Source organism: Cupriavidus sp. FW305-F7, assembly GCF_058782875.1.
In genome coordinates this window covers 227608-237620 of the sequence record NZ_JBYSYC010000006.1, presented here as the reverse complement: position 1 = coordinate 237620, position 10013 = coordinate 227608, and the positions used below count along the sequence as shown (strand labels likewise).

The 10013-nt window shown below is 69.1% G+C and carries 11 protein-coding genes and 1 pseudogene; 5 read left to right on the top strand and 7 right to left on the bottom strand.

Annotated features, from left to right (window positions below; all coding sequences use genetic code 11):
• Together AC3WL8_RS08420 and AC3WL8_RS08415 are read left to right on the top strand one after the other, a co-directional pair.
• Positions 1-171 (top strand): annotated as a pseudogene (locus AC3WL8_RS08420) (bifunctional UDP-4-keto-pentose/UDP-xylose synthase); the annotation flags it as partial.
• A 13-nt stretch (positions 172-184) separates the two neighbouring features.
• Positions 185-1084, top strand: coding sequence for a polysaccharide deacetylase family protein (locus AC3WL8_RS08415; protein WP_013953280.1), 900 nt, complete (start codon positions 185-187; stop codon positions 1082-1084).
• 187 nt (positions 1085-1271) lie between these two features.
• Here the strand turns inward: AC3WL8_RS08415 and AC3WL8_RS08410 are convergent, their stop codons facing one another.
• Complete coding sequence (locus AC3WL8_RS08410) at positions 1272-3377, bottom strand: heavy metal translocating P-type ATPase (protein ID WP_228772333.1); 2106 nt, start codon at positions 3375-3377, stop codon at positions 1272-1274.
• A gap of 144 nt (positions 3378-3521) precedes the next feature.
• Between AC3WL8_RS08410 and AC3WL8_RS08405 the strand changes: the two genes are divergently transcribed.
• The gene (locus tag AC3WL8_RS08405) at positions 3522-3644 is read left to right on the top strand and encodes a hypothetical protein (RefSeq protein WP_269148720.1); all 123 of its coding nucleotides are present in this window, start codon (positions 3522-3524) and stop codon (positions 3642-3644) included.
• A gap of 117 nt (positions 3645-3761) precedes the next feature.
• Here the strand turns inward: AC3WL8_RS08405 and AC3WL8_RS08400 are convergent, their stop codons facing one another.
• The 3 genes from AC3WL8_RS08400 to AC3WL8_RS08390 all read right to left on the bottom strand — a co-directional run bounded on the left by AC3WL8_RS08400 (position 3762) and on the right by AC3WL8_RS08390 (position 6418).
• Positions 3762-4172, bottom strand: a complete 411-nt coding sequence (locus tag AC3WL8_RS08400) for a VOC family protein (protein ID WP_013953282.1) — start codon at positions 4170-4172, stop codon at positions 3762-3764.
• Between the two features lie 102 nt (positions 4173-4274).
• Positions 4275-5732 (bottom strand): heavy metal sensor histidine kinase, encoded by a 1458-nt coding sequence (locus AC3WL8_RS08395; protein ID WP_492378139.1) that lies wholly within the window; start codon positions 5730-5732, stop codon positions 4275-4277.
• Positions 5729-6418, bottom strand: coding sequence for a heavy metal response regulator transcription factor (locus AC3WL8_RS08390; protein ID WP_013953285.1), 690 nt, complete (start codon positions 6416-6418; stop codon positions 5729-5731). Before AC3WL8_RS08390 ends, AC3WL8_RS08395 begins: the two co-directional genes overlap by 4 nt.
• Before the next feature lie 202 nt (positions 6419-6620).
• Between AC3WL8_RS08390 and AC3WL8_RS08385 the strand changes: the two genes are divergently transcribed.
• Positions 6621-7064: a hypothetical protein gene (locus tag AC3WL8_RS08385; protein ID WP_492378138.1), complete on the top strand. Its 444-nt coding sequence runs from the start codon at positions 6621-6623 to the stop codon at positions 7062-7064.
• Positions 7065-7163: 99 nt separating this feature from the next.
• Here the strand turns inward: AC3WL8_RS08385 and AC3WL8_RS08380 are convergent, their stop codons facing one another.
• Complete coding sequence (locus AC3WL8_RS08380) at positions 7164-7484, bottom strand: H-NS family nucleoid-associated regulatory protein (protein WP_041228667.1); 321 nt, start codon at positions 7482-7484, stop codon at positions 7164-7166.
• A 272-nt stretch (positions 7485-7756) separates the two neighbouring features.
• Here AC3WL8_RS08380 and AC3WL8_RS08375 point away from each other — a divergent pair, with 272 nt between their 5' ends.
• Positions 7757-8032: a hypothetical protein gene (locus AC3WL8_RS08375; RefSeq protein ID WP_013953287.1), complete on the top strand. Its 276-nt coding sequence runs from the start codon at positions 7757-7759 to the stop codon at positions 8030-8032.
• Positions 8033-8054: 22 nt separating this feature from the next.
• Here the strand turns inward: AC3WL8_RS08375 and AC3WL8_RS08370 are convergent, their stop codons facing one another.
• The gene (locus tag AC3WL8_RS08370; RefSeq protein WP_211981672.1) at positions 8055-8936 is read right to left on the bottom strand and encodes a beta-keto acid cleavage family enzyme; all 882 of its coding nucleotides are present in this window, start codon (positions 8934-8936) and stop codon (positions 8055-8057) included.
• Complete coding sequence (locus AC3WL8_RS08365; protein ID WP_492378137.1) at positions 8933-9901, bottom strand: 3-hydroxyacyl-CoA dehydrogenase family protein; 969 nt, start codon at positions 9899-9901, stop codon at positions 8933-8935. Before AC3WL8_RS08365 ends, AC3WL8_RS08370 begins: the two co-directional genes overlap by 4 nt.
• Positions 9902-10013 lie beyond the last annotated feature (112 nt).

The window sequence follows — 10013 nt, the reverse complement described above, 5'->3', positions numbered from 1 at the left end:
TATGGCAAGGGCTACCAGGACGTGCAGCACCGCGTGCCGAAGATCGACAACACCATCGAAGAACTGGGCTGGAAGCCTGGGATCAGCATGGAAGCGGCGCTGCGCCGCATCTTCGAGGCGTATCGCGGCAAGGTGGTCGAGGCCCGCACGCTGGTCGATTCGGCCAACTGAGCGCGCAACGCAGATGGCACGCATTGCCCTGAAGGTCGACGTCGACACGCTGCGCGGCACGCGCGAAGGCGTGCCGAAGCTGCTGTCGATGCTGGCGGCTGCGCAGGCGCAGGCCACCTTCCTGTTCAGCCTCGGTCCCGACCATACCGGCTGGGCGCTGCGGCGCGTATTCCGGCCCGGCTTCCTGACGAAGGTGTCGCGCACCTCGGTGGTGTCCAACTATGGCCTGCGCACGCTGATGTACGGCGTGCTGCTGCCGGGGCCGGACATCGGCCGCAAGGGCGCCGCCGAGATGCGCGCGGCGCGCGCGGCCGGCCATGAGTGCGGCATCCACACCTGGGACCACGTCTACTGGCAGGACAACGTGCGCGAGCGCGATGCTGTCTGGACGCGCCGGCAGATGCAGCAGGCGTTCGCGCGCTACCGCGAGATCTTCGGCGAAGCACCGGCCACGCACGGCGCGGCAGGCTGGCAGATGAATGAGGATGCGTTCCGTCAGATCGATGACTGGGGCATGGCCTATGCGTCCGACGGACGCGGCACCGCGCCCTATATCCCGACCATCGACGGCGTGCCCTGCCGGCACGTGCAGATGCCGACCACGCTGCCGACGCTGGATGAACTGATCGGCACCGACGACCTGACCGAAGATAACGTCCACACCGCGCTGCTGAAGCTGACCGAAGGCACGCGCGACCATGTCTTCACGCTGCATACCGAGCTGGAAGGCGGCAAGCTGGCGCCGGTGTTCGAGCGGCTGCTGGCGGGATGGCGTGCGCAGGGGCACGAGCTGGTGTCGATGGCGACGTGGTATCGCGGGCTGGACCGGCAGAGGCTGCCGGAGTTGCCGGTAACTTGGGGAGAGATTCCGGGGCGCAGTGGCGAGTTGATTGTGCAGCCGCAGGTGAGCTGACACATCGTCCCGACTACCGATTGTCTGCTCCCTCTCCCGCTTGCGGGAGAGGGTTGGGGTGAGGGCCGGGCGTATCCACGAAGTTAAAACCTGTGGTATTGCCTGCGCCTGCCCTCGCCCCCTGCCCCTCTCCCGCAAGCGGGAGAGGGGAGCAAACCGCCAGCGGGAGGACGTCTGCCGGCAACAGCTAGCCGCGCCGCTCCGCCCCCACCCGCAGCCCGTTGAACACCACCAGCAGGCTCGCGCCCATATCGGCGAACACCGCCATCCACATCGTCCCCATCCCCAGCACCGTCAGCACCAGGAACACGGCCTTGATGCCGAGCGCCAGCGTGATGTTCTGCGTGAGGATGCTTGCGGTGCGGCGCGACAGGCGCACAAAGGCCGGGATCTTGCGCAGGTCATCGTCCATCAGCGCCACGTCGGCCGTCTCGATAGCGGTGTCGGTGCCGGCTGCGCCCATGGCGAAGCCGATATCGGCACGCGCCAGCGCCGGTGCGTCGTTGATGCCGTCGCCCACCATGCCGATGCGGCCGCCGCGCGCGTGGGCGGCGCCGGCAAGCGCCGCGATGCCGTCGGCCTTGTCCTGCGGCAACTGGTTGCCGCGCGCTTCATCGATGCCGACCTGCGCGGCAATGGCTTGCGCCGTGTGCGGATTGTCGCCCGACAGCATCAGTGTCCTGACGCCCAGTTCATGCAGCTCGGCAATCGCCTGCCGGCTGGTGTCGCGCACGGTATCCGCCACCGCGAACAGCGCCAGCGCCGTGGCGGCGCCGTTGCCGTCGACGCGCGCCAGCAGCACCACGGTCTTGCCCTCGCGCTCCAGCGCTTCGAGCCGCGCCTCCAGCGCCGGCGAGCAGGCGCCCATCTCATGCACCAGGCGGTGGTTGCCCAAGCAGTACGCCACGCCCTGCACCTTGCCGCGCGTGCCGCGCCCCGCCAGCGCCTCGAAGTCGTCCACCGGCAGCGTGCCGATCCCGTCGGCCGTGGCCGCCGTGGCCACCGCGCGCGAAACCGGATGGTCCGAGCGCGCCGCCAGGCTGGCAGCAATGGCGCGGGCATGCGGCGCGTCCTCGGCCAGCAGCGCGTGGTCGGTCTGCGCGGGCTTGCCGTGCGTGATCGTGCCGGTCTTGTCCAGCGCCACCCAGGCCAGGTGCCGGCCCTGCTCCAGGTACACCCCGCCTTTGACCAGGATGCCGCGGCGCGCGGCCGCGGCCAGCCCGCTGACGATGGTCACCGGCGTGGAGATCACCAGCGCGCAGGGGCAGGCGATCACCAGCAGCACCAGCGCCTTGTAGATCCAGTCGACCCAGGCACCGCCCATGGCCAGCGGCGGCACCACCGCGACCGCCAGCGCAATCGCGAACACCGTGGGCGTGTAGATGCGCGCGAACTGGTCGACAAAGCGCTGCGTGGGCGCACGGCTGCCCTGCGCGGCCTCCACCGCGTGGATGATGCGGGCCAGCGTGGAATCGCTGGCGGGCGCCGTCACGGTGTACTCCAGCTCGCCGGACTGGTTGATCGAGCCGGCGAACAGCACATCGCCCTCGGCCTTGTCGACCGGCACGCTTTCGCCGGTGATGGGCGCCTGGTCCAGCGCCGACTGGCCGCGCACGACCTTGCCGTCAAGCGCGACGCGCTCGCCCGGCCGCAGCCGCACCAGCGCCCCCACGGCAACGCCGGCGGCGGGCACGGTGTCCCAGCTGCCATCGGCGCGACGCACCGTGGCCTGTTCCGGCGCCATCGCCATCAAGCCGCGGATCGCGTTGCGCGCCCGGTCCAGCGAGGCCGCCTCGATGCGCTCGGCCAGCGCGAACAGCACCATCACCATGGCCGCTTCCGGCCACTGGCGCAGCAGCAGTGCGCCGGTGACGGCAATGCTCATCAGGGCATTGATGTTCAGGTTGCCATTGCGCAACGCGATCCAGCCCTTGCGGTAGGTGGTCAGCCCGCCCAGCGCCACTGCCGCCAGTGCCAGCGCGGCGGGCAGCCACGGCAAGCCCAGACCCAGCCACTCCGCCGCTTCGGCACCCAAAGCGGCCACGCCGGCCAGCGCCAGCGGCCACCAGGGCTTGCTTGTCGTGGATTGCGGCAAGACTTGCTGCGCGGCCTCGGTGCTCAGCGGCACCGGCTGCATGCCCAGGCTCTCGATCGCCCTAGCCACCGGCTCCGGCGACGGCAAGGTGTGATGCACCGTCAGCACCCGCTGGATCAGGTTGAACTCCAGCGCCGCCACGCCCGCCATGCCGCCCAGCTTGCTGCGGATCAGCGTTTCCTCGGTCGGGCAGTCCATCGCGTCAATGCGCCATGCAGCGGTCTGCGCGCCGGCGGGAATGTCGACCGATGCCGCGGGCGTCAGCGCAACCGTGGCCGAGCAGCCGCCGCCACAGCAGGCGGAAGCCGCCGGTGCTTGCCGGGCCTCCGCATGGCCATGCCCATGATGATCATGGTCGTGGTGGTGATGGTGATGGTGATGGTCGTGATCATGCCCGCCATGCCGGTGGGCGGCGCCATCGTGCGCGTGGGCAGCGTGATCTTGAGGAAGTGCGTCCTCAGGTGACGTGCGAGCCATATCTTGTTGTTCCCGCTGGTTTAACCTGATGACATTGAAGACCCTGTAGCGACTACAGAGTCAAGCGGCATGGCAGCGACCGCGGCGCCATGCCGCAGCGGCGGGTCAGTGCTCGCAGTTGACCATCCAGGACATGCCGAAGCGGTCCACCAGCATGCCGAAGCCTTCGGCCCAGAAGGTCTTCTGGTACGGCACCACCACCTGGCCGCCTTCGCTCAGGCCGTCGAAGATGCGCTGGCCCTCGTCCTTGCTGACCGCGCCCACCGACAGACTGAAGCCACTGAACGCCGGGCGCTCGCCGCGCCGGCCGTCGGACGCCATCACCTGGTTTTCGCCGAACTGGATATTGGCGTGCATCACCTTGTCCTTCCAGTCATCGGGAACCTCCATGCCGGGGCTCGGCGGGGCGTCCTTGTAGCGCATCGCGAACGTGACCTGCGCGCCCAGCACCTTGCCGTAGAAGGCCACGGCCTCATCGAAACGGCCGCCAAAATCCAGATAGGGTTGCACCTGCATGTCGCTCTCCTTGTGAATGGTCGATCGGGCTGCATGGCATTGGCTGTTCGCCCGCGCGCCATTATGCGCGCGTGCCGGCTAGGTGCAAGCGCCCGGCCGGACTCAGGAAACCGCGGCGGGGACCGGGGCAGGCGGCACGGCAGTGGCCAATGCCTCGGCAGGAAATTGCAGCGAGAACATCGTTTCGCCTTCCAGGCTGCGCACCGTCACGCTGCCGCCATGCAGCCGCATGATGGTGTCGACGATGGCCAGCCCCAGCCCGGTCGACGCCGCCGAGTTGCGGCGCGACGGATCGGCCCGGTAGAAGCGCCCGAAGATATGCGGCAGCGTCTCGGGCGGGATCGCCGGCCCGGCATTGGTCACGCGGATGCAGGTCGTGCCGCCGCCCGGCGCCGGGGCGCGCTCCACGTCGAGCTGCACGGTGCTGCCGGCCGGCGCATGGCGCAGCGCATTGTCGAGCAGGTTGGTGACCGCGCGGCGCAGCAGCGTCTGGTCGGCCTGCACCATTGCCGTACCGTTCACCCCCAGCGCGACCTCGCGGTCGGCGGCCACGGCCTCGAAGTACTCGGCCATCTTGTCCAGTTCCTCGCGCGCGTCCAGCGTGCGGATGCCCAGCGCCACCTGCGCATGGTCGGCGCGCGCCAGGAACAGCATGTTCTCGATCATGCGCGCCAGGCGCTCGTACTCTTCCAGGTTGGATTCGAGCAGCGCCTCATACTCGGACACGCCGCGACTCTGCGCCAGCGTGACCTGGGTCTGGCCGATCAGGTTGCTGATCGGCGTGCGGAAATCATGCGCCAGGTCCGCCGAGAATTCGGACAGCCGCGAGAAGCTGTCCTGCAGCCGCGCCAGCATGTCATTGAGGGCCGCCGCCAGCTCGCGCAACTCGGCCGGTGCGCTGCCCACGTCAAGCCGCGTGGCAAGGCGGCTGGTGGTGACCGCGGCGGCATCGGCAGCCATGCGCCGCAGCGGCCGCAGCCCGCGCCGCGCCAGCACGAAGCCCAGCCCCGCCGCCACGGCAGCGCCGCACAGCGTGGCCCACAGCACCTGGTGGCGGTATTCGCGGATCAGCGCCACTCGATAGCCGGCATCGCGCAGCACCACGATCTCCACGGCCTTGTCGGAATCCCCCAGCTGGCCCAACGCCGCAATGCCGCGCGAGGGCACGCCATTCTTGGGGTACCAGGTCTGCAACATGCTCTTCTCTGGCTGCGTGGTGGCGGGCAGCACGCGCAGCGCCGGCACGGATTCATTGCGCGGGTTGAGCGTGACAAGCGGCTCGCCCTGGCGTGAGCGCACCACCAGGATCAGCCCCTCATGGCCCATCGCGATATCGGCAAAGCGGTGGGTATCGGCGCGGATCTCGGCCTCGCTGCGCACCTCGCGCAGCAGGTGGCGCACCAGCAGCACTTCGCCGACCAGCTCGCTCTCGTCACGCCCCTCCAGCTGCGCCGACAGCGCCCCGGACAGGTAGGCCGCCACGCTGGCAAGAATCACTGCCGTGGCCAGCCCGTACGCCAGCGCCAGCCGCGTGGTGAGCGAAGACGTCAGCCGCATCATGCGTCCTGGCCCCGGTCCTCGCTGTCGTCCAGCACGTAGCCCATGCCGCGCCGCGTGTGGATCAGCTTGTGCGGGAAGGGATCGTCGACCTTGGCGCGCAGGCGCCGGATCGAGACGTCGACCACATTGGTATTGCTGTCGAAATTGACGTCCCACACCTGCGAGGCGATCAGCGAACGCGACAGCACCTCACCGCGCCGGCGCGCCAGCAGGTACAGCAGCGCAAACTCCTTGGAGGTCAGGTCGATCTTCTGGCCGGCGCGCACCACACGGCGGCGGATGGCGTCGATCTGCAGGTCGGCCACTTCGATGAACTCACTCTCGCGCAGCGGGCCGCGCCGCAGGATGGTGCGGATGCGCAGCACCAGTTCGGCAAAGGCAAAGGGCTTGACCATATAGTCGTCGGCGCCGAGCTCCAGCCCCTTGAGGCGGTCCGACAGTTCGTCGCGCGCGGTCAGGAACAGTACCGGGGTATCGCGCTCGCGGCGCAGTTCGCGCAGCACCTGCCAGCCATCCAGGCCGGGCAGCATCACGTCCAGCACGATCAGGTCATAGGGATGCTCGCGCGCATGGGCCAGGCCGTCCGCGCCGTCGCGTGCCAGGTCCACCACGAAGCCGGATTCGGTCAGGCCCTTGTGCAGGTAGTCACCCGCCTTGGGTTCGTCCTCGACAATCAGGATACGCATGGTTCGATCACTTTCCGGGCGGCACCAGCGCCGCCATGGCGTAACGCTAGCCGAGGATGACCGCCAATGGGCAAAGATTTCAGAAATGTCATCGCCATGCCAGGGAAATGCAGGCGGAAACCCCGGTAAAATGCGCGATCACTACCGGCGTCCTGCCGGTTTGCGCCACCGTTGCCCCCATCCTGCCCGCCGCCCCCTGCCGATGAAACGCCTGCCGAATTACCTGCTGCTGTCCCTCGCCATGCTTGCGCTGTCCGTCTCCGGTGCCGCGGCGGCAGTGGCCACGGTGTGCAGCGCGGGACAGGCTGCCGGGCTGTCGCTGCCGGAACGGCACGCGGCCGCAAAAATGGAGGCGGAAGCGGCACTGGACGGCACCGGCCCGGGCACTTGCCGCGGCAGCGCGGTCCAGGTGATGGCCGAGCCTTCCGGCAGCGGCCATCCGCTGCAGCTGCACGATGCCGATGCGCCGCAGGCGACCGACCAGGGCGCCACGCCGCTGGAGACGCGGCCATCGGCCGCGTCCGGAGTGCTGCGCGAACTGCCTGCGGAGGTGCTGGTGCATTGGGCGCACGCGGCGCCAATGGCCACGCCGGGTGCATTCACCGACATCCTGCCGCTGGAACGCCTGCTGCCCGCACGCTGCTGAGCGCGTCATAGCGGGCACAGCGCCCGCATCGCTTCTTTTCTGTTTTGCGGAATTCCGTCGGCACCGGCAATGCGCGGCGAATTGTCGCGCCTGCGCTTTTTATCCGACTCGGAAGAATTCGATCGACTGCCCGGCGTTCACGGCCCGTTGCAGCCAGTCTGGATACTCGCCCTGCCCGTCCCAGCTCTGGCCGAGCGCATTGCGGTACAGCGGGCGTGCAGCGGCAGCCTGGGGGGCGGCCTGCGGGACAAGCGGGGCCACGGCTGGCGCGGCCTCAGGCGCCGGCTCATGCCCGGCGTCGATGGCAACATGATCAAAGCACCCGGCGGCGACAAGATCGTCGAACGTCAGGGCATGACGGTCCATTTGCTCGCGGATCCACGCCACCGCAGCGAGTTTGGCTGAATCAGACTCGGACATGACTCTCGTGAGAGGCCCGCTGCATTTCCGCGGGCAATGAAAAACCGGCGATAGAACCGCAGGCCGGTCGGATAGCCGTGATTCTACAGCCTTTGCCGGCGCTGCTGCGTTTCCCTCACGGGCACGCGGCCAATTGCCTTGCGCTTGCCGCGCACGTGCGCTGCCGAGTGACACCAATGTCATGTGCCGGTCATGCTCGTGTGGGCACGCGCTGCCTAGACTTGCTTCACCGCCGCCCACCCCGGGCCGGCAACCTTACGGAGAAGCGACTCATGCAAGCACTCAGGCAAGTCTTTGTGGCCACCGCCCTTATCGCTGCCGTGGTCGGCACTGCGCAGGCTGCACCGCGCAACGTCGATCCGTTCAGCGACGGGGCGCACAGCGCCACCGGCCCCCGCAGCCCGTTCACCGACGGCGCCCGCAGCCTCATGGAAACCCGCAGCGCGTTCACGGACGGCGCGAACGCCGCAACCGGTCCGCGCAGCACCTTCACCGACGGCGCGCATAACCCCAACGGCCCGCGCGACAGCTTCAGCGACGGCGCCTGACGGCACCCGGCGAGGCAGCGCCTCAGCGCACCTCGCCGTAGATGCGGCGCGCATCGGCGGCGTCGGCAATCGGCCGGCCCAGCGTCAGGCCGCCCTGCACCGCCTGCGCCACCAGCGCATGGTTGCCGGGTGCGCGGCTGCCGTCGCGCAGCAGCAGGTTGTTCTCGAATCCCACCCGCACATGGCCGCCAAATGCCGCGGCCGCGGTCACGCAGGCATTCTCTTCGCGGCCGAAGGCGCAGATCGCCCAAGGCAACGCGTCGCCGGACTCGCCCGCGGCCTGCAGGAACGGCAGCAGGTCGTGCGGCGACGACACCTGTCCGGCGGCATAGCGCCCCAGCACGTACAGCACCGACCATGCGCCCGGCGGCACCATGCCGCGCTCACGCATCGACTGCCAGCGCCGCACATCGGCCACGTCATACAGGATCACCTGCGTCATCACGCGCTCACGCGCCAGCCAGGCGAAGAACGCCGCCAGTTCGCTGTCCGGGATCTCTGGCACGTCCACTTCGCGCAGGCCCACCGAGACGGCTTCGGGCCGCAGCTCACGCACCATCGCCATCTGCTCCGCGGCCTTGTATACGCCCGCGGCCTCGCTCGTCACCTGCACCAGCAACGCTTCGCCGACGGCCTGCTTCACCGCGGCCAGCGCGTCGCGGTAGGCCTGCACGTCGAGGGAGTGGCGCCCTTCGGCATCGCGCACATGCATGTGCATCATGGCCGCGCCGGCATCCAGGCAGGCGCGCGCTTCAGCGGCCAGTGCCGCGGCGGTCAGCGGCACCGCCGGATGGTCGCTGGCGCGCTTGTAGGCGCCGTTGGGCGCCACGGTGACGATCAGCGGCGCATCGGCCAGCGGCACGCGGGCCGCGGCGACAGGGGCTTGGGAAGGGGTCTGGGTCATGGCTCGATCTCGGGCAGTTCAGGCGCGATCAGCGCCAGGCCGGCGCGCAGCAGGCTGTCATAGCGTGCGCGCTCGGCGGCAATGGTTTCAGGGGTCCAGTGGTAGAAGCCTTCGCCGCGCTTCATGCCGTGGCGGCCGTCGGCGGCGCGCTCGGACAGGCAGCGCGCCGGATGGTCGTCGTTGCAGAAGGTCGGGTACATGGTGGCGCCGGCGGCCGCGTGCACGTCGATGCCCGCGTGGTCGCGCTGCAGCACCGGCCCGGCCGCCAGGAAGCGAAAGCCGAAGCCGAAGCGCACCGCCGCATCGACATCCTCGGGCGAGGCAATGCCGCGGTCGATCAGGCTGAAGGCCTCGCGCGACAGCGCATGCTGCAGCCGGTTGGCAAGAAAGCCCGGCAGGTCCTTGCGCACCTTGACCGGCACCATCGCGCAGCGGCGCATGAAGGCGATCAGCGCATCGGCACAGGCCTCGTCGCTGTCATCGCCCATCACCACTTCCACCAGCGGCACCAGGTGCGCCGGCATGAAGAAGTGCAGGCCGAGCATGCGCGCACGCGAGTCAAGCCCCACGCCGATGGCGCTGATCGGGAAGCTGGAGCTGTTGCTGGCCAGCACCGTATCGGGCCGCGCGCGCCGCACCAGCTCGGCAAAGAGCGCCTGCTTCAGGTCCAGCCGTTCCGGGATGCATTCGATCACCAGGTCCACGGTGGACCAGTCCACATCATCCAGCGCCGCGGCCACCGCCAGGCGCTCCGCGCCTTGTTCACGGCCGATCGCGGCCAGGTTGCTTCGCACGCGCCCGGGCAGGGCACCGGCGCGGCCGGCATCAGGCTCGACCACGGTGGTGCGGCACAGCGCGCGGGTCAGCACCACGGCAACATCGGCGCCCATGGTGCCGCCGCCCACCACCACCGCGTGCGCGGCGCCAGGGCGGCTCAGGATGACCGGAGCGGTCGGGTTCGACATAGGTTCTCCCAGGAATCCAGGCAGTGTAGAGAACTTGCTTTGATTGAAGAAGTCGAATTTCTGGATAAAATGATCCAGAAATCAGATCAATAGCGTGACCCGGCCGGCACCA